Genomic DNA, 25,305 nt, shown 5'->3' on the forward strand with positions numbered 1-25,305 from the left:
TCAGCTGAAACGCACTAAATACGCGTACCAGACAGACAGCCGCCCCCGCCAGGCCCAGTATCTCGGGGCAAATTCGCTGGCATAGCAATTGCGTAGAGTAGAGATCGAGAGACCTATCGCCGCGTCTCAACCAATTGCAAGGGGCCGCTGCCACACGGCCCTGTATCCAAGCCGAATCGAGCAACGTGACTAAGCCAACATCCACAAACCGTGTAAAAAGTGTTTGCCCCTACTGTGGGGTCGGCTGCGGTATCGTCATGGAAGTTGAAGACGGCCGCATCAAACGGGTCACCGGAGATAAAAGCCACCCCAGCAACTTTGGCCGTCTGTGTACCAAGGGCAACACCTGCGGCGAAGCGGTGGCCGACAGCGGCCGACTGGAGACGGCCCTGGTGCGGCCAGATCGGCAAACGCCGCCAACACCCAGATCCTACCAAGAAGCCATTACCGAGACCGCGCGGCGCCTCCGAGCCATCATCGACGAACATGGCCCCGACGCCGTCGCCCTCTATGTTTCCGGGCAAATGTCGATGGAGTCCCAGTACCTGGCCAACAAGCTGGCCAAGGGCTTTTTCGGCACCAACAACATCGAGTCCAATTCCCGCCTGTGTATGGCCAGCGCCAGCAGCGGCTACAAACTGTCCCTCGGCGCTGACGGCCCGCCCGGCTCCTATCAGGATTTTGACTGCAGCGACCTGTTTTTTATTACCGGCGCCAACATGGCCGACTGCCACCCCATCCTGTTTTTGCGGATGATGGAGCGGGTCAAGCAGGGGGCAAAGCTCATCGTGGTGGACCCCCGCCGCACCGCCACCGCCGACAAGGCCGACCTGTTCTTGCAAATCCGCCCCGGCACCGACCTGGCCCTGCTCAACGGCCTGCTCCACCTGCTCGTTGAACACAACGCCATTGATCAGACCTTTATCGATGGCAATACCGAAGGCTGGCAGCAGATGGTCACCTTTCTGGCTGACTACCCGCCGGCGCGGGTGGCCAAGATTACCGGGCTCGACGAAGCCGACATTCGCCAGGCAGCCGATTGGATCACTGAAGCCAACGAGTGGATGAGCTGTTGGACCATGGGGCTAAACCAGAGCATTCACGGCACCTGGAACACCAACGCCATCTGCAACCTGCATTTGGCCACCGGCGCCATCTGCCGCCCGGGCAGCGGGCCATTTTCCTTAACCGGGCAACCCAATGCCATGGGCGGCCGGGAGATGGGCTACCTGGGGCCGGGCCTGCCCGGTCAGCGCAGTGTATTGAATGCCGACGACCGGCAATTTATAGAAGACCTGTGGCGCATCCCAAGGGGTACCTTACGGGAAGGCCCGGGTAACGGCACGGTGGGCATGTTCGAAGCCATGGCCCAGGGCGACATCAAAGCCTGCTGGATTATCTGTACCAATCCGGTTGCCACGGTGCCCAACCGCAGTAATGTGATTGCCGGCCTGGAGCGAGCCGAACTGGTGATCTCCCAGGACGCCTTCCAGGACACCGAAACCAACCGCTACGCCGATATTCTGCTCCCCGGCGCCCTCTGGGCCGAAGCAGAGGGGGTGATGGTCAGCTCCGAGCGCAACCTGACCCTGATGCAGCAAGCCGTGGCGCCGCCGGGTGAAGCTCGCCCCGATTGGCAAATCATCGCCGATGTCGCCTGCGCCATGGGTTATCAGGACAGCTTCACCTACGATTGCGTCGAGCAGGTGTTTGACGAGCTAAAGCAAGCCGCCAATCCGCAAACGGGCTATTCCATTGCCGGCGCCGACTACCCGCGCTTGCGCCAAACCCCGATGCAATGGCCCTGCCCCGATCCCGCGGGCAGCAATCGCAATCCCATTCGCTACCTCAAAGGCGAGGCTGAGCAGCCTCACCAGACTGGGCAGCTGCGTTTTGCCACCCCTAATGGGCGGGCGGCATTCTTTCCTCGCCCCTTTATGCCGCCAGCGGAGCTGCCCGACGACGACTACCCCTTCGTGCTGATTACCGGTCGCCTCCAGCACCAGTGGCACACCCTGACCAAAACCGGCAAGGTGCCTCGCCTCAACAAACTCAATCCAGGGCCCTTTGCTGAGATTCACCCCGATGACGCCAAGCGATTGGGGCTGCAAAACGGTGACGGTTTAACCATTCGCTCCCGCCGGGGGGAAGCCACCCTGCCAGTGCAAATTGCTGACCGGGTACGCCCCGGCGAATGCTTTGCGCCCTTTCACTGGAACGATGTGTTTGGCGATAACCTGGCCATCAACGCGGTCACCACCGATGCCGTCGACCCCGACTCCCTGCAACCCGAATTCAAACACGCCGCCGTGGCCCTGAGCCCCGCGGCGCAACCCGTCCGCCTGATAACAGCCCCCCAGCAAACGGACGGCCTCGGGGCGACCGACTCACTGCGTCGTGCACTCGACTTACCCAGCGCCAGCAAGCTCACCCTCAACGACACGGAGCAGCGCTATCTGCAGGGCTTTCTCGACGGCCTTGAGCGAAAGCCGCCAGCAACGAATGAATTGCCCCGGCTGCCTGATGATGCGCCTATACAAACCCGCAATCGCCCTGGCCTGGAAGGCCTGATCGCGGGCTTATTCTCCCGCGAGACGCAGACCAATAGCGCCGCCAATCGCCTGGCCCTGACCGGCCCCCGAGTGTCACTGGTTTGGGCCTCCCAGACGGGCAATGCGGAGTCCCTAGCGGAATACGTCGAGGGCCAACTCTCTGCCGCCGGCTTTGCCGTTACGACCCATGAAATGAACGAGATCAATCCGACTGAGCTCGCCAAGATCGACAATCTGTTAGTCGTTACCAGCACCTTTGGCGACGGCGATCCGCCGGATAATGGCACCAGCTTCTGGCAGGTCCTGCAACAACAGGACGCACCCAGGCTGATCCACACCCAGTATGCGGTGCTCGCCCTCGGCGATAGCAGCTACGACGAATTCTGCGGCTTTGGCCGCAAGCTCGACGGCCGTCTGGCCGAGTTGGGCGCCATGCCACTTTGCCCCCGGATAGACTGCGAACCGGATTTTGAAGAATCTGCCGAACGCTGGTTAAGCGCGGTCCAAACCGCGCTCAAACCCCCACTGCAAGCCGCCGGGTTAGACGCGGTGCTAGATAGTGGCGCCATCGCAAAAGCGCCTGAAAACCAGGGGGAACACTACAGCCGCAAGCGGCCCTTCCAGGCGCGCCTGAAGCACAACGTTTTGCTCAGTGGGCCGGGCTCGCTCAAGGAAACGCGCCAATTCGTCTTCGATCTGGGTGACAGCGGCATCGACTACACCCCCGGGGATGCTATCGGCGTCTGGCCAAAAAACGACAATATTAAGGCGCAGGAAGTGCTAGACCTGACCGGTCTGGATGGCACGAAAATGGTCCGCCTGGACGAAGACCAGGAAATCTCCCTGTTCGAGGCCTTGCTGACCCGACTGGACATCGTTCAGCTACCCAAATCCTTGCTGGCATTTATCGCTGAACGCAGCGCTGCAGACCCGCTCATCGAACTGCTGACAAGCGACGACAAAGCCGCCCTGGATGCCTGGCGGTGGGGCAAGGAGTTGCGCGACGTGCTCAGCCTGTACCCAGTCAAGGCCAGCCTCGGAGAATGGCTCGCACAACTCAAACCCCTGCAGCCGCGCATGTATTCCATTTCCTCCTGTCTGGAGCGACATCCTGGTGAGGTGCATCTCACCGTCTCGGTGACCCGCTTCGAGTATGAAGGTGCAGCCCGGGGCGGGCTGTGTTCCCGCTATCTGGCCGACCGGGCGGAGCAGGAACACACGGGGATCTTTATCCAGCGAAATAAACATTTCCGGCTGCCAGAGGAACCCGACACGCCGGTAATCATGGTCGGCCCCGGCACCGGCATCGCTCCCTTCAGAGCCTTTTTACAACAGCGGCAATGCCAGCAGCATAGCGGCAAGAACTGGCTGTTTTTCGGCGAACAGCAGCAGCGCTGCGACTTTTATTACCAGGCAGAATTCTCAGACCTTTGCCAGCAGGGCGTGTTAACCAAATTCTCCACTGCGTTTTCCAGAGACCAGGCAGAGAAAATTTACGTGCAGCACCGGCTGCTTGAGTCCGCCGCCGAGATTTGGCAGTGGTTGCAAGAAGGAGCTCACTTTTATGTGTGCGGCGATGCCAATCGTATGGCCAAGGACGTCGAGAATAGCCTGCTCGACATCATTGCCGGCCAAGGGGATATGAGCGAAGAGGAGGCCAGTGCCTATTTGCAGGGACTGGCCAAGGCAAAACGCTATCTCAGAGACGTTTACTAAGCGCGCGCATCCGCGGCCACTGGGATGGCAATCACGTGATTTTGCGCACTCGGAAACTGCGCCCTTTCAGTTTGCCCTGGCTGATCTGCCGCAGGGCATCACTGACAATTCGGCGCCGCACTGCAACATAGGCACAATTGTCGTAGATATGAATTTTGCCAACATCGTCGCCCGTCAACTCGCCGTTGGCGGTCAACGCGCCCAGAATATCGCCGGGGCGGACCTTTTGCTTGCGGCCACCATCAATTTGCAAGGTCACCATCGGTGGCTGATAGCTATTGCCGTCCACCCCCGCGAGACTCGGCGGTGACACGAGGGAAATAGCTTCCCCTTTCAGCGCTTCAAGGCGGGCAATTTTCTGGCTGTCCCGGTCGCCAACCAGACTGCAGGCCACCCCACTGGCACCAGCACGACCAGTTCTGCCAACCCGGTGCACATGCACCTCGGGATCTCTGGCCAGGTGATAATTAAACACCGCATCCAGTGCATCGATATCCAAGCCCCGGGCGGCAACGTCAGTGGCCACCATGATAGAAACACTCTTGTTGGCAAAGCGGGTAAGGGTTTGATCGCGCTGCTTCTGATCCAATTCGCCATGGAGTGCCAGCGCGCTAAAGCCAGCCTGACGCAGGGTGTGGGCCAGCTCTTCCGTTTCCTTGCGAGTACTGCAAAACACCACGGCGCTGCCGGGGCGGAATTTCAGCAACAGGCGCTGCAGAATCTCATCGCGAGTATCTGCCCCGCTGACTTTGTAAAAGTACTCCTGAATACTGACGTTAGTATGCTGCTCCTTAACCGTCACCCGCTCGGGCGCGTGTAACAGCTTGGCACTAATCGCTTCGATCTGATCGGGAAAGGTGGCACTGAACAACAGGGTTTGGCGCTTTGCCGGCAGTTTTTTGGCAATGGCCTCCAGGGTTTCCTGAAAGCCCATTTCGAGCATCCGGTCTGCTTCATCCAGCACAAACATTTTCAGACCGTCGAGTTTGAGATTGCCCTTGCGCAAATGATCTGCCACCCGCCCTGGTGTACCCACCACAATATGGGCACCATGTTCCAGTGACCCCACCTGAGGACCAAAGGGCGCACCACCACACAGGCTAAGCACCTTGATATTGTGCACCGCCCGGGCGAGCCGACGAATTTCCTTGGCCACCTGATCGGCCAGCTCACGGGTGGGACACAGCACCAGCGCCTGCACGGCAAAGTGCTGCACATTCAGGCCCTGCAATATGCCCAAACCGAACGCCGCCGTCTTGCCCGACCCGGTCTTGCTCTGGGCAATCAGGTCGCCGCCGGCCAGCACCACCGGTAAGCTCATTGCCTGGATGGCCGTCATCTGCTGATAACCCAGGTCTTGCAGGTTGCTCAGCAGGGCAGGGTGAAGCTTGAGGGAGGAAAAGGCTTGCTCGTTCACAACTCAACTCTCGAAAAAATAAAAAAGGGCAAGACCAATGGTCTCGCCCTTTTTATTGTGCGGGAGACACCGCCCCCGCGCGAACATCTAGCGCGGATCAGTTGAAACTGACCCGGGCGTTATCCTTGGATAGCCTTAGATAACTACGATGTTCTCAGCCTGGGGACCTTTTTGGCCTTGAGTTACGTTGAACTCAACGCGCTGGCCTTCAACCAGAGTTTTGAAGCCGCTGCCGCTGATCGCGCTGTAGTGTGCGAAAACGTCTGGGCCAGATTCCTGCTCGATGAAGCCGAAACCTTTAGATTCGTTAAACCATTTAACAGTACCAGTTGCCATAACTAAATTTCCAAATCATTCAAAGTGAGTGCCTTGCGGCGATTAGTGCTGAAGAAGTGATTCTATTACTTATGAAGATCTGGACGGTACTACAGGGAGGAACGTCGAAATGGATTGCATAAATATAGGACTTACTTTCAAGCAAGGGCAGTATACCCTGAGCCTATGCCCTGTCAACGTGTTTCGGGAGAGGACCTATGCGTAGTTCGCCGGGGACTCTACTGATATGCCCGGCCTACAATTGCTCCACCGCCAACAGCCCCCGCTCGCAACCGCCCAGGTACACCTCGCCAAACAGGTTGTAGTGATTGAGGTAGTGATACAGGTTGTAGATTTCCCGCTTGACCGGGTATTGCGCCGAGCGGGGATAGCACGCGTCATAGTGCTGATAAAACGCCGAGGCAAAGCCGCCAAACATCTCGGTCATGGCCAAATCCACCTCCCGGTCACCAAAGTACACTGCCGGGTCGATCAGCCACACCTGGCCGTGGGCATCAAACATCACATTACCAGACCACAGATCGCCGTGAACCAGACTCGGATGCTGACAATAGGCATTGAGAAAGTCTTCCAGCGTCGCCTGACAATGCTCCAAGCGCTGCCGAAAGGCCTTGCGCACCGCCGGCGGTTCAATCATCTGAATCTGCCGAGCCAATCGATACTCGGTGAAGAACGCGCCCCAATTTTCCGTCAGCGCGTTAGCCTGCGGGTTCAGGCCGATGTAGTTATCCCGGTGCCAACCATACTGGGGCTGATGCTGGCGGTGCAGGTCGGCCAGCCCCTGCCCCAACGTTGCGTGGTGATCCTGATCGCCCGGGCAGCCGTCAATGGCCGTCATCTCAATTTCCCAGCCGTCGACCTTCGATACGCTGGGCACCGACAACCCGCTTCCGTCAACGGCCTTGGCCAGCACGGCAAGCCCCTCCGCTTCACAGGTCAGGGCATCGTCAAATCCGGTTTGGTTGGTCTTGGTAAACATACTAGTGGTCCATGCGGCACAAGGATGCGCCGCCATTAGCCAACAGGCCAATGCGAGCATTTTAAAGGCGCGCAATTAAATAGATTGGAGATCTATAGAATTGCCAGGGTAATAGTCAGGCAAGACGGAGCTTGGCAGCTTAGCGCGAGTGATACCAGCGGCAATCAGTAGATCAGGGTTTTAAAGGCAAGACGCATTTGCGACGGAGTCGTGCCGGTCCAGCGTTTAAAGGCCCGGCGAAAGTTACTGCTGTCGTGAAAGCTGAGCTGCTCCGAGATCCCCTCAATGGTACTGCCTTTTCTGAGCAGCTCTGCCACCGCCCGCTGGCGCAGGCAGTCATCCAGCAGTGCCTGAAAATGCAGGCCCTGCTCCTGTAAGCGCCGCTTCAACGTGGCGGGGCTCACTTGCAATGCGCTTGCACATTGCAACAGATTGGCTTGAGAACCGTTGTTTACCAGCAGCTGGTTGCGAAGCGCCATGGGCAAGCCGGGCAAAGGTGGGAGCAATGCTTCGCACTGGGACTTGGCGAGCTGTCGGCGCAGGTGCTGGGGCGACACGGCCCATTCGTCGCTGCAGGGTTTGGCCTTGAAGGTAATCATCAGGCCATCGAAGGGAGCCGCATCATTCGGCAACTTACCCCAGTGGGCCAGACACTGCTCCTCTGCCAATCCCGACCGCCCACTGAAGAACACCTCCTCGACCCTCGCATCTGCACGCGATTTCAACAGCCGATGGAGAACGGTAATCAATGCGCAGGCGCTGATATGATCCGGCGATGACGATGCCGGGGAGAATTGCACCAGCAGGGTGTCCGGCGACAAGCCGGCACAATAGAGCCACAGGCCAGGCGCGATTAATAGCTGGTAACGACTCAGGGCCTGCCCCCAATCAGATACGGGTAGAGTCGCCAGGTAATCTGCCAGCGGGCCCAGGCCATGATGGGCCAGTGCGTGACCCAACTGAAAGCCAAAATCGCCCCCAGGCCACCGGCGTTGGGCATTTTCCAGCAGGCGCTGAAACTGGGTCGCGCTAAGATGGCGATCCGCCAACGGCAGGTCTTCGATGAAAATGCCAGTTCCCGGCAGCAGGGATTCAAGCTCCACACCCCGTGCGGCACATAGGTCCAATACCGCCAGACCTTGCAGCCATGCGGGGATCAGCCCCTGTCCCGCACTGGCAAAGGCCGGATTCACCCGGCAACCTCGCTCTGCTTCAGCATGCAGGCACCGCGCTGCAACACCGCACTTGCCGACTCACCGGGCTGCGGGCAAATCACCCGCAGGCGCACACCAATTTCAGGCTGTTCCCCGGTTTCTTGAAACAGGGCAATGCCGACGGTCTGTTGCAACAGCTTGCCCAGCGCCTCTTGCAGTGATGCGCCGTGGGCAACACCCTGACCGAGCACCACAAAACAGTCACCGGCATAGCGACACACCAGTGACTGACTCGGGGCAGCGGCCACCAGACTGCTGGCCACCCGATTCAGCACCGCGTCACCTACAGCAAAACCATAGCGCCGATTGATGTGATCGAAGTCCTTCAGATCGATCATCCACAGAGACAGCGCTCCCGCCTCGGTGTTGGGATCAGCCATTGCACTGGCCAGCGCCTGACGGCAATAGGTGGCATCGTAGAGGTCCGTTACCGGATCAATGACGCGATGGTCCCGGTAATTTGCCTCCCGCCGAAACTGCTGACGGCGCAAAATGCGCTGCTCCTGGCTGAGCGAAATAAGCGAGCAGCTGATCATGATCACCGCGAAGGGCGTCACCACCGATTCCAGTTGGCCGCCCCAGGAATGGCCGCCGAGGCGGACAATCTCGTCCAGTGCATCCAAAAAGAAGCCAAAGGACAACAACGAAAAGCCAGCCATCAGCAGGTAACTGACGGGGCCCGGCGGCCGCCACAACAAAGAAAGATAAAGCCACAACAGAGCCGCCAGAGCCACCATGCCCTCACCGGCTACATCCAGCCAATCGATCTCTGCCCAGGTCTTGACCTCACCCGGCCCGGCAACGGCAATGGCGGTGCCAAGATACAAAGCTAACAAGGCCCAAAAACACCGCCAATGCAGACTCGCACCGGGGGAACGACGGGTCGGCGACTTGGGGTCAAGGTGACCTAACAGGTCAAAACGGCTCAGTAAATTTTCTAAATTCATTTCCTATTTCCACAAACCCAGGGCATTGCAGTTGGCAAATCGCACTCCGCCGCGGCAGCCCCCGTACCCGCACACAATCGAGGAAATGAGCAGCCTTCACCTGCCAGACTCGATCACCGGGGAAAAACTTCGGTGATTCAGTCTAGAGAAGGGACATTGCAGAAAAAGGTCATATCAGCTCAGCGGCGCAATATTTGCCCGCCTGCACACTGCCAACACGACGATGGCGCGAGGGCTGTAAAGGAAATGTCATTTTGCTGATCTAGATTCGCTGCAAATGCACCCCGTGGGGTGTGATCTCTTTTTCGCAAACACAGGCACTTTCCATGACTCGCACACGCCCCTCACTCTCTTCACGCGCCATCACCGGCTCACGTTCTTTTGGTCTGCCACTGGCGGTGGCTTCCGCACTGCTGACCGTTGCCAGCAGCAACAGCGTTGCTGACACCCAGCAGGCCAATGTGGAGTCGGTCCACGTTATTGCCAAGCGGGTGGTTCGCCGGAATCACACTGACGATGCCGCGCCTAAACTGGTTTACGACGGCGCCTTTTTCCAACGCTTCGAACCGATCTCGGTGGGCGATATGCTTAAGCGCGTCCCCGGCGTCTCCTTTGTCAGTGATGTGGGCGAGTACGATCTGCCCCGCCTGCGCGGTTTGGACTCCAAGTACACCCAGGTGCTGATTAATGGCCGCCGCCTGCCCGGCGAGGAGAACAGCGGCGCTATTGCCGTGGACCGGATTCCCGCCGAGATGGTCGAGAAGATCGAAATCATCCGCAGTCCCAGCGCCGACATGAGCAGCCAGGGCATCGGCGGCACCCTGAACATCATTTTGAAAGAAGGCGCCCAGTATCAAGGCGGCATCTGGCGGGTAGGTGCCGTGAACATGGACAAAACCGACGGCAGCGGTTTTGTCGGCTTCACTGGCGTGAACGACAAAGTGGAATACAGCTTCTCGGCCAATGTTCAGGAGCGATATAACCCCAAAGAAAAAGTCTCCAGCAAAATTGAAGAAAATGAGCGCGAAGACACCGTGGAAGATGACACCCGTGACAGCCGGGACGTTTCCCTGGCCGGGGATATCAGCTTCAAACTGAGCGAAAACCAAAAGCTGGGCTTCAGCCTGTTCTATGTGGACACTGCGCGGGAGGAGGTCGAGAACACGATTGTGTCGGCTTTTGAGCGCGCCGACGAGAATGCCCCCTTTGATCTGGACGAGCGGGTTCGGGAACATCAGGTTGAAGACATTGAACAGGACAACATCAATGTGGGTGCCGAGTACGAGATCGATACCAGCGCCGGCACCCTAACGCTCTACGCCAGCCGCAATCAGTTCACCCAGGACAAAATTGAAACCAATACCGAGTCGGACATTGGCGAACCGCTGGAACTGGACGAGCGGGAAATTACCGACATCGACGATGTGGAAAATCGCTTGGGTGCCAAGTGGAAATTTGGCGGCGAGAAAATGGAAACCACCCTGGGTGCAGAATTTTCCCAAAAGACCCGTGAGTTTGCCGTCGCCGTCTTTGACGACGAGGGTGAGCTCGACGATGAAGACGATGGCTTTGCCGACTTCGAAGCCGATATCGATGGCCTGGATCTGTTCGCCGTACAACAGTGGCAGGTATCTGAAGCGCTTGAGATAGAGGCCGGTCTGCGCGGCGAGTTCCGAAAAGAGGATATCCGCGGCGCCAACTTCGACGGCAGTCAGTCCCGCAGTGACGAGGAAGAGCTCCAGTGGAGCCCCAGCCTGCATTTGCGCTGGCACCTCAGCCCACAGGATCAGGCGCGCATCAGCATCGCCCGCACCGTGCGCTATCCCGAATTTGATCAACTCAACCCCGTAACTTTGACCATTGAGGACGAGAAGTTCCGCGGCAACCCTCAGTTGGACCCCGAAACAGCCTGGGGCCTCGACCTGGGGCTGGATCACTTTATGGGCGACACCGGTGTGGTGGGCATCAACGTCTATTACCGCCGAGTTGAAGACCTGATTGAGCTCACCCAACGCGATGTCACCATTGGCGGCGAAGAGTTCGAACTGGTTGAGCCCATCAACAACCGCAACACCGGCCGGGTGTATGGTGTGGAACTGGATTACAGCGCACCGATGACCCTGCTGGGCTTGCCCAACGTGCAGGGCTTTTTGAACCTGAGCTACATGGATTCCGAGGTAGACGATGTCTTTCTGGAAGGGGTTGAACGGCGCTTCAGCGGCCAGGCCAAGTTTGTCATGAACATCGGCTTCGAGCACGAGCTTCCCGCCCTCGACATGAGCTACGGCATGAGCTTCCAGCGCCAGGGCGACAGCGAGGAATTTGAAGGCGGCGAAGTGAATCGCATCAGCTACGATGGCAACCTTGAGGCCTTTATCGAGAAGCGCTTCGCCGGTGGCGACTATGTGCTGCGCCTCTCAGCGCAAAACCTGCTCGATGCCGAAAAGCGCGAGTTGATTCGTGAGTACGATGATGGCGATGCCTACCGCGCGGGCCAGTTTGCCAGCAGCGAAACCGAAGTCGAAGAAACCAGCCCGGCGATTATCCTGACGTTCCGGGGCCGGTTCTAAGCGCGGTATTTATTAGCCTAACGCACTGAGGTGGGCCCTAGGGCTCGCCACAGGCAAATCCCTATTTCAGAGATACACTGCTATGAATTTGAAACTCATCCTGACGGGCTTGCTCAGCGCCGGCCTACTGGGTTGCGCCACCAGCGCACCCGCCCCAGGCGATTCGACACCGTCGGCATTGGCAATTGACGACACGCGCATTGTGCAGCTCAGCCCCACGCAATCAGGCGAACAAAGCCAAGCCATCACCCTGTGGCAGGGCGACGCGGAGATAGAAGCCCTGGCGCAAAGCGGCAAGCACCTGGTATGGGCCACCGATGGCGAAATCCCCGCCCTATGGTTTGGCGCGATCGGCGACGGCCGCCTGGACGCCAGCATGGTCGCCAACCTCGATCATGACGTCGATGGGCTGTGTTTCGCGCCCTTGAGCGAGACCACCCGCGATCTGGTCATCACCGATGGCGACGGCCGGGTGTTTCACTACTGGTTGCGCGAGGGCGAGTCGGCCCCACTGATGCCGGTGCGTCAGCTCAGCAGCAATCCCGACATTGAACGCTGCGTGCTCAGCCAGAGCGATATTTTCCTGGATGACCCCTACCTGGGCCCGGTGAAAACCGAGCGCAATCCCGAGACCGACGGCATTCTGCGCCCCGCCTCTGCCGCTGACCGCACCTGGGTAACCCGCCTGGCCGCCGAAACGCCGCTGAGCACGGACCAGTTGCCCCAGGCCGATCAGCCGGTCATCAGCGCGGACCTGGAAACCGACACCGTGGAAACCGCCGGTGATGCCGCTGACGACCCCGCCATTCTGGTTTGGCAGGGTGGCGACTTCTGGATTGCCGGCACCGACAAACAACGGGGTCTGCGAATCTTTGACGCTGCCGGTAAGCAAATTCATTTTCTCCCCCGCGGCCGCATCAACAACGTCGATGCCCTGGCCCTGGATGCCGACAGCTACCTGCTGGCCGCCAGCAACCGCACCGACAAGGCCATCGACCTCTACCTGGCCAAACGCTCCCTGAATCAGGTCACCTTCCTGCGGGCCATTCCCCTGGACTTGGACGATCCTTATGGACTGTGCATGGGCCGCTCCAGCCAGGGCATCGAGATTTTTGTCGGCGATTCCGACAGCCAGTTTCAGCACTGGCAACTGCCCGACGCCGCCGCCCCCGGTCGGCTCAACCACCGCTATCGCTTTAGCTCCCAGACCGAAGGCTGCGTCTATTCCGCTCGTGAAGGGGCAGTGTATGTCGGCCAAGAGGACAAAGGCATCTGGCGCATCAATACCGCTACCCAACAGCAGGCGCTGATCGAAGCGGTTGCCCGGGGTCACCTGGTTGCCGATGTCGAGGGCCTGGATATTTACCCTCACCCTGAGCGCGGACCACTGCTACTGGCCTCCAGCCAAGGCGATGACAGCTATGTGCTGTTCTCGTTGGCACCCTGGCAATATCTGGTGAAATTCAGTATCGGCCCCAATGTCGAGCTTGGCCTGGACGGGGCCTCCGAAACCGACGGGCTGGCGGTGAGTGCCGCCGTGCTGAAGGGCTTCCCCAAGGGCCTGATTGTGGTGCAGGACGGCCGCAACCGGGTGCCAGCCGGTAACCAGAACTTTAAAGTGATCGACTGGCAGAAGCTGGAGGCGCTGCTGCCTCAATAAGCTTGATCTCCCCACCCCTTAGCGGGCCATGCGCGGCGTCTCAGGCGGCGTCGCGCTTCCTTCCCGCCCCCGAGTCTCTGTCACCCTCCGCCACAGCACCCCTTTTCTGCCGACGACCACCTGCAAAACGGCTGGTCTGGTTCTTGCGTGATTCTTGGGCGGCTCTAGCGTAAAACTTGCTTCATTGAAGTACAGCAAATTCGTAACGCGCCGGCTTCGGCGAGACTACCGCCGCACTCAAAATAATAGCGAACGCGCCGAGCCACGAACCGCAGCAGCAACGGCCGGGCACCCAACGACAGGAGACGCAGAGTGACAGACAACGCCTCCCAGCTACATACCATTGATTACACGATTGTCGGCTGCTACGCCCTGATTGTGATCTGGCTGTGCGCCAGAGTCAGTCGCCGCTCGCCAGATACCGACGAGTTATTTTTGGCCGGACGCAGCCTTGGGCCGGTCGTGATTGGCCTGTCCTTATTTGCGTCCAATATTTCGTCCACCACCCTCATCGGTCTGCCGGGCGCCGCCTGGGAATACGGTATTTCGGTGGCCAACTACGAGTGGATGGCCGGGCTGGTATTGCTGTTCAGCGCATTTTTCGTCGCCCCGATGTTCATCCGTCGCGGCATTACCACGGTACCGGAAGTCCTCGAGCGGCGCTTTGACCCACGCCTGCGCAAGTATCTGTCAGGCACCTCGCTGTTTTTGAGCGTTGTGCTCGACACGGCGGGAAGCCTTTACGCCGGCGCATTGGTGTTGATGCTGTTTATTCCCGGCCTGAGTCTCGGGCCGACCTGCGCCGCGATGGCCATTTTTGCTGGAATTTATACTGCCGCAGGCGGCTTGCGTGCGGTTGCTTACACCGATGTGTTGCAGGCGGTGGTGCTATTGATTGGCTCTGCCCTACTCAGCGGCATTGTCTTTGCCCAATTCGACTTCGATTGGAGCCAGATCACCGCCGCGGTGTCAGCCGAGCATATGTCGCTGATCCGCCCCCTGGACGACCCGGCGCTTCCCTGGCTGGGCACCTTGATTGGCTTGCCGGTGCTGGGCTTTTACTACTGGACCATGAACCAGTATGTTGCCCAGCGTCTGCTCGGTGCCCGAAGCGCCGACGCCGCCGCCAAAGGCGCGGTGTTGGCCGCCGCGCTCAAGCTGTTGCCGCTGTTCTTGATGGTGTTACCGGGCGCGATGGCCGCCGCATTATTCACCGACCTTGAGCGGGGCGACACGGTGTTCCCCCGGCTGATCAGCGAATACGCACCGCCGGGGCTGGCCGGGATCATGCTGGCAGGGCTGATGGCGGCCATTATGTCCAGTGTAGATTCGGCGCTGAATTCAGCGTCGACGCTGGTCATGGTCGATTTCGTAAAGCCGAAAAAGCCGGGCCTCAGCCCGAAGCAGATCGCCCGCTACGGCCGCTATACCACCCTCGGCTTGATGATCTTGGCGGCGATCTGGGCACCGGCCATTGACCACTTTCCCGGCCTGTTCGCCTATCTTCAGCAAGCCTTTGCCTATGTGACGCCGCCACTGGTCGCGGTGTTTGCCGTCGGCATGGTGTCGCGGCGAGTCGGCGCCAACGCCGCGTTTTGGGGAACGGCGAGTGGTCATCTGTTGGCCGCCGCGGTGTTTGTCGCGGCGCAACTGGGCTGGCACCACATCCACTTTACCGTCGTCGCCGGACTGCTATTTGCCGCGACAGGGGTGATGATTCTGCTACTGAGTCAGGTATTGGATAACGCGGATACGGCGACCATAGCAAAGCCAGAACAGTTGCCCCGACCCTCAGGCTCGGTGACGATCGCCGCGGCAGTGGTGGTCCTTGCGACGATGCTGGTAGTGGGGTGGTTTTGGTGAAGATGGGCGTTCGGGAGACGGGAGAAAACTTATCCCGCCAATATCAGCCTGGGAAGCCTGCCTGTATGACGCCGAAGAGTTTCGCAAAGCGGAGGGTTTTCAATCCGGGGGCGAGACTTGATTTACGAAAGCCTGAAATAGCGTCATACCCGCGAAGGCGGGTATCCCGCACATTACTACTGTAGCGGGTCTATGGATGCCGGCTCAGGGCCGGCATGACGATGGTGGAAGCATTCCAGTAGGTATGAGCACCAGGCCCGAAGAGGCAGGGTTTTACGTCTCCGGAACGCCGGCCGTCCCTCTCCCGTCAAGCGTCTCCCACTATGCCCAGGATGCGAGGCCCACGCTGGCAGCGCTAAACCTCAATACTCCTCACCCTGATCAAAACCAAAGGCGAGATTCTCAAAGCGGGTGTACTTGCCGATAAAGCTCAGACGCGCGGTGCCAATGGGACCGTTCCGCTGCTTGCCGATAATAATCTCGGCCGTGCCTTTATCCGGCGACTCCTCGTTGTAGACCTCGTCCCGGTAGATAAACATGATCACGTCGGCGTCCTGCTCAATGGCGCCGGATTCCCGCAGGTCGGAGTTGACCGGCCGCTTGTTGGGGCGCTGCTCCAGGGCGCGGTTCAGCTGGGAAAGCGCCACCACCGGGCAACCAAATTCCTTGGCAATGCCCTTCAAGGAGCGGGAGATTTCTGAAATCTCCGCGGTTCGGCCTTCACCGCCGCGGCCCGCGACCTGCATCAGCTGCAAGTAGTCAATCATGATCATGCCAATACTGCCGTGCTCCCGCAAAATCTTGCGGGCCCGGGAGCGAAGCTCGGTGGGTGTCAACGCCGGGGTATCGTCAATGTACAGGGGCCGATCCTTGAGCTTAGACACCGCCGCACTCAGTTTGGGCCAATCGTCCTCTTCTAGCCGACCGGTACGCACCCGGCCCTGGTCAATCCGGCCCACCGAGGACAGCATCCGCATCATCAGCTGGCTGGCGGGCATCTCCATGCTGAACACCAACATGGGTTTTTCCGACTTCAACAGGGCATTCTCCACCAGGTTCATGGCGAAGGTGGTTTTCCCCATCGAGGGACGGGCCGCCACAATGATGAGATCCGAGTTCTGCAACCCCGAGGTCATCTCATCGAGCTTTTCAAAGCCGGTGGTTAAGCCGGTGATCGCGGCATCGTTATTGAACAGCTCATCGATTTTTTCCACCGCTTCCTTGAGCAGTGGGTTGATCGGCTCGAGGCCACCCATTTTGGGACGGTCCTCGGCAATCTGCATGATCCGCCGTTCGGCCTCGTCCAGGACTTCTTCGCTGCTGCGACCTTCCGGGTTGAAACTGCTGTCGGCAATTTCATTGGCAACGCTGATCAATGAACGGAAGGTGGCCCGCTCCCGCACCGCCTGGGCATAGGCGCGAATATTGGCAACCGAGGGGGTGTTACTGGCAATTTCGGCGAGGTAAGCCGCACCGCCGACGTCTTCCAAGTGTCCAGCGCTGGCCAGGGCCTCAGCCAGGGTGACTACGTCGATAGGCTGCTGCTGCTCGACCAGCCGCGCCATTTGGGCAAACAGTTTACGGTGTTCCGCCCTGAAGAAATCGCCCTCACCGATCACATCGGCAACGGCGTCCCAAACCTCGTTGGCGATCATCAGGCCGCCCAAGACCGATTGCTCCGCCTCGAGGGAATGGGGCGGCAGCTTCAGCTGGGCAAAGGCCGCATCGTCTTCGTCGAAGGGAGGCGGTTCAGGGAAGGACTCGGTCTGCACGAGGACTCATTATCATTGCGGCACAGGGCCGAGCATTGTGGCAAAAAAAAACACAGAGGTTAATCCCCTGTGTTTTCTTTTACCGCGCCTGAAACAGAGCGGCGCCATCACCCAGCGGCGCGGCGACACCCGGTTGTTTCGATTGCAGCGATGCTGGAAGGCGCAGCAGTATTACTCTGCAACAACCTCAACGGTCACTTCTTGCATGACGTCGCTGTGCACCTGGATGGCGATGCTGAAAGTGCCGATTTCGCGAATCGGGCCTTCGGGCATACGCACTTCGCTCTTGTCCACTTCCTGACCGGCCGCAGTGATGGCATCGGCGATATCACGAGTACCGATAGAGCCAAACAGCTTGCCACCTTCGCCAGCGTTAGCCGCGATGGTCACGCTGACATCAGCCAGCTTGGCTGCACGCGCATCAGCTTCAGCGCGCTTGGCAGCGGCTGCCGCTTCCAGCTCGGCGCGACGCGCTTCGAACTCAGCGATGTTGCTCTCGTTGGCAGGTACTGCTTTGCCAAAGGGAATCAGGTAGTTACGGCCAAAGCCCGCTTTCACATTTACCTGGTCGCCCAGGTTGCCGAGCTTGCCAACTTTCTCAAGCAGAATCACTTGCATGGTTCTAACCCTCTCAATCGCGTTACTCAGCGCCCGACGGCGGTGACAAACGCTTTCTAAAATCAATCCAACTGTCCAAGATCGCGACCAGTACCAGAAGAGCCCAAAGGGGGGTCAACAGCGCCAGCGCAACATAAAAACCCACTAACCAAACGCGCCCCATTTGGCGCTTGCCGATCACTCCGTGCACCAGCGCCAGGCCGGCGATCACAAAGGGCAGCATACAAATCACACCCCAGAAGCGGTAATCCTCACCGGCTGCTCGCAGTAGCAACAGCAGCACGACCAAAATGAGGGAGGCCACTGACGGCAAGCGCAGCGCCCACATTTCTTCCCGAAAACCGCCCGGGTTGTACAGCATCGCCTGCCACCACCGCGCCAACATCACTGCCAGCACACTCCAGAGCATGGTGCTGCCCCCGATGGCGGCGGCAACATCGCCCTCGCCTAGCGTGGGCAATTGACCCTGAGTCTGGCTGCGCAGGTCATCCATAATTGGCTGCACCAGCGCCAGTAATGACTGCAAATAGGCACTGCCAAAATGCAATAACAGCAGTGCGGTCAGCAGCCCCATGCCCACGGCAGCCAAAATAGCTGCAGCCCAGGAGCGTTGCTCTCGCAGCACCTGAGCCGAGACCGCTGTGCCTAACAGCATGGTCAGCGGGCCAATATCGTTGCCGACATAGGCCACGGCGATGGCCGGCAGCAGAGCCCAAAACACCACATAGGCGCCTTCTGCCAGGCCTTTCCTGAGCATCACCAGCGCAGCTGCCGCCGCGCCTACCCAGGCAAACATCAACGTTCCAATACCCAGGCCAGAAACTGCAACGGCCTGGAAGCGCCCTTTCATTATGAACTCTGCTAAGGCGCGCATGGAAAATGTCTTCTTACTTGTGGCTGTCCGTGTAGGGCAGCAGGGCCAGGAAGCGCGCGCGCTTGATCGCGGTTGACAACTGGCGCTGGTAACGGGCGTTGGTACCGGTGATACGGCTCGGTACGATCTTGCCAGTTTCAGAGATATACGCTTTCAGGGTGTCCAGATCTTTGTAATCGATCTCTTTCACGCCTTCAGCGGTGAAACGGCAAAACTTACGACGACGGAAAAAACGTGCCATTGTGTTAACTCCTCACTGATTCCGCTGAAATTAGGCTTCTTCAGAAGCTGTTTCTTCAGCTTCTTCGTTGTCTGCACCATCATTGTTGTTATCGCTGTCGTCGCGATTGCGCTCAGTGCGCTGCTCGCTGCGACTGCGACGCTCGCGGCTTTCTTTCTCAGCCTTCATGATGGGTGACTCTTCGGTAACCGCTTCGTCGCGACGAATAACCAGGTTACGCAGAACAGCGTCGTTGTAGCGGAAGTTGGTGGTGAGCTCGTCGATCGCCTCGGCAGACGCTTCAACGTTCATCAGCACGTAGTGAGCCTTGTGGATTTTGTCGATGGGGTAAGCCAACTGACGGCGACCCCAGTCTTCCAGACGGTGAACTTTACCGCCGTCCTTTTCGATGGTTTGGGTATAACGCTCGACCATACCCTGAACCTGCTCGCTTTGATCTGGATGAACCAGAAACACGATTTCGTAGTGACGCATTGTATGCTCCTTACGGGTTAAGCCACCCTTTTCGGTGTGGCAAGGAGAGTGGCCGCCCACCGCTGCGGAGGGCCACCAAGAATTCAAGAGCGCGGATTTTAGGCAAGCGTGGACGTTGATGCAAGCAATTTGCGCAAAAATCAGTCAATTGCGCGCTGACGGACCGCTTCAAAAAGACAGATACCCGTGGCCACGGACACATTCAGACTGCTGACCGACCCCGCCATGGGCAGTTTCGCCAGATAATCGCAGTTCTCCCGGGTCAGGCGGCGCAGGCCGTCCCCTTCGGCGCCCATGACCAGCCCCACCGGGCCACGCAGATCCCGCTGATAGAGCGTGTCATCCGCCTCGCCCGCCAAACCGATCAGCCACAGCCCGGCGTCCTGCAGCTGTTTCATGGTCCGGGCCAGGTTGGTGACAGCAATAAAGGGGATCACCTCCGCTGCACCACAGGCCACCTTCATGACGGTGGCATTCAGGCCAACCGATTTGTCTTTCGGCGCCACCACCGCCGTCACGCCGGCAGCGTCAGCGCTGCGCAGGCAGGCGCCGAGGTTGTGGGGGTCGGTTACCCCATCAAGAATCAGCACCAACGCCTTGCGCCCGGCCTGATTGAGCAGGGCCGGCAGGTCTTTTTCTGAATAATGACTGGTGGTATCCGCCTCCGCGATCACGCCCTGGTGACGCCCGGCGGCCATTTCGTCGAGTTTTTTGCGCGGCAGACTGATGACCGCCACCCCTGCCTGCTCGGCTTGACCGAGCACCTCACTCAGCCGTTGATCTTCTCTGCCACTTTGCACATAAAGCGTTTTCACCCGTTCAGGGCTACGCTGTAACAGGCTTTGCACGGCGTGCAAGCCAAACACCTTTTCCATAACCTGTTATTCCACCCTAACGCCGGCGACGCTTTTTATTAGCGCTGCCCCGCTTGCTGTTGCCTGCAGCACCTTTTTTGCTGCCCCCCTTGTCGGCCTTCTGGGCACCGGGAAACTGCCCCTTGGCCAGCGCCTCTCGCACTGAGGGCTTCTTGCGCTTGGGGCTACCATTATCGACCAGGCCAAGGTCAATCTTGCGATCGTCCATATCCACCGCCAGCACCTGCACCTGGACGGTGTCGCCCAGCTGGAAGCTGCGCCTTGTGCGCTCGCCCACAAGGCGCTGATGGGCCTGATCGAATTGGTAGTAATCCTGGGGCAGGGCGGAAATATGCACCAAGCCTTCAATGTAAAAGTCCTGTAACTCCACAAACATGCCAAAGCCGGTCACCGCCGCGATCACGCCGGCATACTCGCCCCCAACATGCTCCTGCAAAAACTCGCACTTGAGAAAGGCCATCACATCCCGGCTGGCATCATCCGCCCGCCGCTCGGCCATGGAGCAGTGCTCGCCCAAGGCCACCAGGGCTTCCATATCGTAGGGATAAATCCGTTTGCGCGGCAGCTTGCCGGCGCCCGGCTGGCGCAGGAAGCAGGCCGCGGCCTCGCCACCGCCGTTGCGAATAAGATGGCGCAGAGCGCGGTGGACCAGCAAATCCGGATAGCGCCGGATGGGCGAAGTGAAATGGGTATAGCCCTTGTAGTGCAAGCCAAAATGGCCCTCGTTGTCAGGCTGATACACCGCCTGACTGAGCGAGCGCAGCATCATGGTCTGGATCATCTGGGCATCGGGTCGCTCGCCGAGGCTGCCCAGCAGGGTTTGATAATCCTTGGGCGTTGGTGTCGCCCCGCCCTTCAAACCCAGGCCAATTTCGCCGAGGAAGGTACGCAGGTTTTCCAGCTTCTGATCTGACGGACCGTTGTGCACCCGGTACAAGGCCTCAAGCCCAGCTCGTTCCAGAGCCCGGGCGGTGGCCACGTTGGCACACAACATACATTCTTCGATCAAGCGGTGAGCGTCATGGCGGTACACCGGCACAATGGCCTCAATGCGCTTCTCGGCATCAAACACCACCCGGGTTTCCACAGTTTCAAAATCGATGGCTCCCCGTTCAGAGCGGGCTTCCCGAAGCGCCTTATACAAGGCATGCAAGCGCTTGAGATGGGGCAACATATGCTCGTTGCGCCCCGTGTTGTGGGCCGGGTCTACCGAAGGGAGCCCCAGCAAGGCACCGACCTCGTTGTATGTCAGCCGGGCGTGGGAGCAGATGACCGCTTCGTAGAACACGTAACCGCTCAGCTTGCCCCGGGCACTAATGGTCATTTCGCAAACCATCGCCAGCCGATCTACTTTGGGCTTCAACGAACAGAGGCCATTAGACAGCGCTTCCGGCAGCATCGGCACCACCCGGTCGGGGAAGTACACTGACGTGGCGCGCTTTTGTCCCTCCTGATCGAGGGGTGATCCTACCTGCACATAATGGGACACATCGGCAATCGCCACCCACAAGCGCCAGCCACCGCCTTTCTTTTCTTCACAGTAGACCGCGTCGTCAAAGTCCCGGGCATCTTCACCATCAATGGTGGCCAAAGGCAGGTTGCGCAAATCCACCCGCCCCTTTTTGTCTTTCTCCGCCGGCTCGGTACCGAACTGACGGGCCTCTTCCTCCACCGCGTCGGGCCACTCAAAGGGAATTTCATGGGAACGAATGGCCAGCTCCGTGGCCACCCCGGCGGTCTTCCGGTCGCCCAGCACTTCCACAATCCGGCCCTTGGGCTGGCGCCGGGGGCCAGGTTGCTCGGTGATGTCGACCATCACGAAGTCACCCTCTTTGGCGTCGGCGGCATCGTCCTGTTCCAGGGATATCCAGCTTTGAATACGGGCGTTGTCCGGCACCACCATCGGCCGCCCCCGGTGGTCGATCAGCTTGCCGACCAACTGCTTGGTGCGTCGCTCCAGCACCTCAACAATGACGCCCTCCTGGCGGCCACGCTGATCCACGCCGGTCACCTGAGCAGAGATCAAATCGCCATCGAACACCTGCTGCATTTGCCGGCTGGCCAGATAGATATCCTCGCCTTCTTCCACCAGCAAAAAACCATAGCCATCTCGGTGCCCCTGAACGCGCCCGGTGATCAAATCGCCGCCACCAAGGGCAGCGTAGCGCCCGCGGCGCCCCTCGCTGATCTGGCCGTCGCGCAGCATCGCTTTGATCCGGCGGCGCAGGCCTTCCTCTTCATCCTCGTCCTCAATGGCGAGCAGGCCACGCAACTCGCGCAGGCTCAGCCCCTGATCACTTTGTTTTAATTTTTCGAGAATGAATTCCCGGCTCGGAATGGGTTTGTCATAGCGCTCGGCCTCTCGGGCGGCGTGGGGGTCTGCTGAAATGCGGCGTTTTGCCATGCAGTAGCGGGTCCTTTAACTGAAACAAAAAAAGTTCGGTACAGTGTAACGCAAGCGTTGACAAAATAGCGCCCAATAAGTAAATTGCGCGCCTCGGCAGTAATGCCGCACTTCATCTCCTGCCCAGGTGGTGAAATTGGTAGACACGCTAGCTTCAGGTGCTAGTGGCCGCGAGGCCGTGGAGGTTCAAGTCCTCTCCTGGGCACCATTACTTTCCCAAAGTCTCTCAAATCTGTCGATTCACCCATAAGAAGTCCACCTCGGGCAACTTGCGGTAATCAGCCATGCCCAGCGCTTCGCCATCAGCAGCGGCCGGCACTCTTCAGCTCGAGCTCCCCCCTCTCCGCAGCCAGACAGCACTCGTCATCGGCGCCACCCTGCTTAAAATAATTTTTATATCAAAGAGATAGCGTCATAGACAAGGCTACTGGCACCCCACAACGGCATGGTCTATAAGACCTGTTATGGCCTGCGATCGGAGCCGACCAGGGCCACACGTTGCTTTCAGTCAACGCTGCCGCCACCCGACTCACAGCACCAAATTCCGCCTGCCTTCGGGGTGGAATGCGCTGATCGAGGTGCCGCCAGCGTTAGGTTAGGCCGCGGAGATCGGATGGCATTATTGGTGGTCTACATTCACTGCCCCACCCAACCAGAGCCGAGGCAAGTAATGAGAATTGGCGTTCCCAAAGAAATCAAAAATCACGAATACCGGGTTGGTCTAACACCCGCCTCTTGTCGCGAGCTAGTGGCGCGTGGGCACTCGGTATGCGTCGAGCACAACGCAGGCTCGGGTATCGGCTTCAGCGATCAGGACTATCGCGATGCCGGCGCCAGCATCGCGCGTGAGGCCACCGAAATTTTCGCTGAGGCCGAGCTACTCGTCAAAGTGAAAGAACCCCAACCCCATGAGTGCAAGCTTCTTGGGGCAGGGCAACTGCTATTTACCTACCTGCACCTGGCCCCCGACCCCGAGCAGGCCAAGGGCCTGCTGGCCAGCGGCGTTGCCGCCATTGCCTACGAAACCATTACCGACGACCACGGCAACCTGCCTTGCCTGGCTCCAATGAGTGAAGTCGCGGGCCGCCTTGCGCCTCAGGCAGGCGCCCACCACCTGGAAAAAGCCGCCGGCGGCCGGGGCGTACTACTGGGTGGCGTGCCGGGTGTCAGCCCGGCCGAGGTATGCGTGCTCGGCGGCGGCATTGTCGGCTACAACGCCGCTCGCATTGCCGCGGGAATGGGCGCCAGTGTGACCGTGTATGATCGTTCACCCGCTCGCCTTCGCTGGCTCGATAGCCAATTTCAGGGCAGGGTCATCTGTCGCTACGCCACTCAATCGGCAATCGACGAGTCGGTGCGAGAGTCCGATCTGGTAATCGGTGCGGTACTCATTCCGGGAGCATCGGCACCAAAATTAGTCCGGCGAGCGTTGCTTGGCGAAATGCGCGCCGGCAGTGTGCTGGTGGATGTAGCCATTGATCAGGGAGGCTGCTTCGAGACATCAAAACCAACCACTCACCAGAATCCGACTTATGTTGTGGACGGGATTATTCATTACTGCGTGGCCAACATGCCGGGGGCGGTGGCCCGCACTGCCACACTGGCGCTCAATAATGCGACCCTGCCCTTTACCCTGGCAATGGCAGACCGTGGCTTGCAGGCGCTGCGCGACGACCCTCACCTACGCAATGGCCTAAATATCTTTCGGGGCAATGTCTGCCACCCTGCCGTGGCCGACTCACTCGGAATGACCTTTCTGCCGGCAGAGAAGGCATTAAACGGCTAGGTACAACGCAAATAGGCGCCGGCACCGAGAAGCCCCAACTGATCGCGGGTGATGACCCGAAGTGGGATATCCGCCAGGTAGCGAGCAAACCGCCCCTTATCCTCAAAGCGCTTGCGGCATTCGCTGGCCTGCACCAACCCCATAATTTGCGGCACGATCCCGCCGGCAATATACACGCCGCCGCGGGCGCCCAGCGTAAGGGCCAGGTTACCCGCAGCGCTGCCTAGCACCCGGCAAAACAGCGCGAGTGTTTCAGTAGCCAGCACTTCACCACCGGCCAAGGCTGACATGGATATGGCCTCAGCAGAATCTTGCTGGCGGGGCTTGTCGAGAGCCTCAGACAGAAACCGATAGGTTTCCAGAATCCCCGGCCCCGACAGAATTCGCTCAACCGAAACATGGCCATAGCGCGACGCAAGATAATGGTACAGCGCTACCTCCAAGTCGTCCTGGGGGGCAAAGTCCACATGCCCCCCTTCCCCAGCAACAATCTGCGGCTGCCACCCGGATCGTGCAGGAATGACAGAGCACACACCCAGCCCGGTGCCCGCCCCCAACACCCCGACCGGCTCGCTCGCTAGCCCGTCTCCACCACCGAGACTGACCCAATCTGCAGGAGCCAGCTCGGTCACCGCATAGCCAATCGCGGCGAAGTCGTTAATCACCGCAACCGCATCCAAGCCAAGGGCCGCTGCCAGCTCATCTGGCACTACCTGCCAGGGGCTGTTAGTAAAATGAAAGGTCTGGCCCTGTATCGGGCAGGCAAGGGCAAAACAGGCCGCAGTGGGTAGTTCAGCCCACCCGCCAGCCGAGCGAAGCGCCGAGAGAAATTGATTTAAGGCCTCTTCCAGCGTGGGGAAGTCCGCCACCGCAAAGGTTTTGCTAAAAGCGACAAGTCCGCGAGCATTCACTAAACCGAAACGAGCATTGCTGCCACCAATATCGGCGACCATCTTCCAGGAGGAAGTCATGCCGGCTCCCCCACTCCGTCGGAAGCGCTAGCCTGG

At 59.3% G+C, this 25,305-nt stretch carries 18 protein-coding genes and 1 tRNA gene; 6 read left to right on the top strand and 13 right to left on the bottom strand.

Annotated elements, in window-relative coordinates; translation table 11 throughout:
* Window positions 1-257 precede the first annotated feature (257 nt).
* Window positions 258-4,268: a bifunctional nitrate reductase/sulfite reductase flavoprotein subunit alpha gene (locus tag NCG89_RS06500; protein WP_251088949.1), complete on the top strand. Its 4,011-nt coding sequence runs from the start codon at window positions 258-260 to the stop codon at window positions 4,266-4,268.
* A 31-nt stretch (window positions 4,269-4,299) separates the two neighbouring features.
* Here the strand turns inward: NCG89_RS06500 and dbpA are convergent, their stop codons facing one another.
* From dbpA to NCG89_RS06525, 5 genes are all read right to left on the bottom strand, one after another.
* A complete protein-coding gene (gene dbpA, locus NCG89_RS06505; RefSeq protein ID WP_251088950.1) occupies window positions 4,300-5,685 on the bottom strand; it encodes an ATP-dependent RNA helicase DbpA in 1,386 nt (461 codons plus the stop codon).
* 135 nt (window positions 5,686-5,820) lie between these two features.
* Entirely contained in the window at window positions 5,821-6,021 is a 201-nt protein-coding gene (locus tag NCG89_RS06510; RefSeq protein WP_251088951.1) for a cold-shock protein, read from the bottom strand.
* A gap of 235 nt (window positions 6,022-6,256) precedes the next feature.
* Complete coding sequence (locus NCG89_RS06515) at window positions 6,257-7,000, bottom strand: fructosamine kinase family protein (RefSeq protein ID WP_251088952.1); 744 nt, start codon at window positions 6,998-7,000, stop codon at window positions 6,257-6,259.
* Window positions 7,001-7,164: 164 nt separating this feature from the next.
* A complete protein-coding gene (locus NCG89_RS06520) occupies window positions 7,165-8,193 on the bottom strand; it encodes an AraC family transcriptional regulator (protein ID WP_251088953.1) in 1,029 nt (342 codons plus the stop codon).
* The gene (locus NCG89_RS06525) at window positions 8,190-9,161 is read right to left on the bottom strand and encodes a GGDEF domain-containing protein (RefSeq protein WP_251088954.1); all 972 of its coding nucleotides are present in this window, start codon (window positions 9,159-9,161) and stop codon (window positions 8,190-8,192) included. The genes NCG89_RS06520 and NCG89_RS06525 overlap by 4 nt, the downstream gene beginning before the upstream one ends.
* A 326-nt stretch (window positions 9,162-9,487) precedes the next feature.
* On the opposite strand from NCG89_RS06525, the gene NCG89_RS06530 reads away from it, so the two are divergent.
* The 3 genes from NCG89_RS06530 (at window position 9,488) to NCG89_RS06540 (ending at window position 15,254) form a co-directional block, all read left to right on the top strand.
* Window positions 9,488-11,731 (top strand): TonB-dependent receptor plug domain-containing protein, encoded by a 2,244-nt coding sequence (locus NCG89_RS06530; RefSeq protein ID WP_251088955.1) that lies wholly within the window; start codon window positions 9,488-9,490, stop codon window positions 11,729-11,731.
* An 82-nt stretch (window positions 11,732-11,813) separates the two neighbouring features.
* On the top strand, window positions 11,814-13,391 hold the full coding sequence (locus NCG89_RS06535; protein WP_251088956.1) for a phytase: 1,578 nt from the start codon (window positions 11,814-11,816) through the stop codon (window positions 13,389-13,391).
* A gap of 312 nt (window positions 13,392-13,703) precedes the next feature.
* On the top strand, window positions 13,704-15,254 hold the full coding sequence (locus NCG89_RS06540) for a sodium:solute symporter family transporter (RefSeq protein ID WP_251088957.1): 1,551 nt from the start codon (window positions 13,704-13,706) through the stop codon (window positions 15,252-15,254).
* A gap of 362 nt (window positions 15,255-15,616) precedes the next feature.
* On the opposite strand, the gene dnaB is transcribed toward NCG89_RS06540, so the two are convergent.
* From dnaB to rnr, 7 genes are all read right to left on the bottom strand, one after another.
* Window positions 15,617-17,026, bottom strand: coding sequence for a replicative DNA helicase (dnaB, locus tag NCG89_RS06545; protein WP_251088958.1), 1,410 nt, complete (start codon window positions 17,024-17,026; stop codon window positions 15,617-15,619).
* Between the two features lie 171 nt (window positions 17,027-17,197).
* Window positions 17,198-17,644, bottom strand: a complete 447-nt coding sequence (gene rplI / locus NCG89_RS06550) for a 50S ribosomal protein L9 (protein ID WP_251088959.1) — start codon at window positions 17,642-17,644, stop codon at window positions 17,198-17,200.
* Window positions 17,645-17,666: 22 nt separating this feature from the next.
* Window positions 17,667-18,494, bottom strand: coding sequence for a YybS family protein (locus NCG89_RS06555; protein ID WP_251088960.1), 828 nt, complete (start codon window positions 18,492-18,494; stop codon window positions 17,667-17,669).
* 37 nt (window positions 18,495-18,531) lie between these two features.
* Window positions 18,532-18,759: a 30S ribosomal protein S18 gene (rpsR, locus tag NCG89_RS06560; protein ID WP_251088961.1), complete on the bottom strand. Its 228-nt coding sequence runs from the start codon at window positions 18,757-18,759 to the stop codon at window positions 18,532-18,534.
* A 30-nt stretch (window positions 18,760-18,789) separates the two neighbouring features.
* Entirely contained in the window at window positions 18,790-19,233 is a 444-nt protein-coding gene (gene rpsF / locus NCG89_RS06565) for a 30S ribosomal protein S6 (protein ID WP_251088962.1), read from the bottom strand.
* A 140-nt stretch (window positions 19,234-19,373) separates the two neighbouring features.
* A complete protein-coding gene (rlmB, locus tag NCG89_RS06570; protein ID WP_251088963.1) occupies window positions 19,374-20,108 on the bottom strand; it encodes a 23S rRNA (guanosine(2251)-2'-O)-methyltransferase RlmB in 735 nt (244 codons plus the stop codon).
* Window positions 20,109-20,124: 16 nt separating this feature from the next.
* Entirely contained in the window at window positions 20,125-22,512 is a 2,388-nt protein-coding gene (gene rnr / locus NCG89_RS06575; protein WP_251088964.1) for a ribonuclease R, read from the bottom strand.
* 121 nt (window positions 22,513-22,633) lie between these two features.
* Here rnr and NCG89_RS06580 point away from each other — a divergent pair.
* Window positions 22,634-22,720, top strand: a tRNA-Leu gene (locus NCG89_RS06580).
* Window positions 22,721-23,182: 462 nt separating this feature from the next.
* On the top strand, window positions 23,183-24,298 hold the full coding sequence (gene ald, locus NCG89_RS06585) for an alanine dehydrogenase (protein WP_251088965.1): 1,116 nt from the start codon (window positions 23,183-23,185) through the stop codon (window positions 24,296-24,298).
* Here ald and glk read toward each other — a convergent pair.
* On the bottom strand, window positions 24,295-25,269 hold the full coding sequence (gene glk / locus NCG89_RS06590) for a glucokinase (RefSeq protein ID WP_251088966.1): 975 nt from the start codon (window positions 25,267-25,269) through the stop codon (window positions 24,295-24,297). The genes ald and glk overlap by 4 nt on opposite strands.
* Between the last annotated feature and the right edge of the window lie 36 nt (window positions 25,270-25,305).

Source organism: Spongiibacter taiwanensis (assembly GCF_023702635.1).
Taxonomy (GTDB): Bacteria; Pseudomonadota; Gammaproteobacteria; order Pseudomonadales; family Spongiibacteraceae; genus Spongiibacter; species Spongiibacter taiwanensis.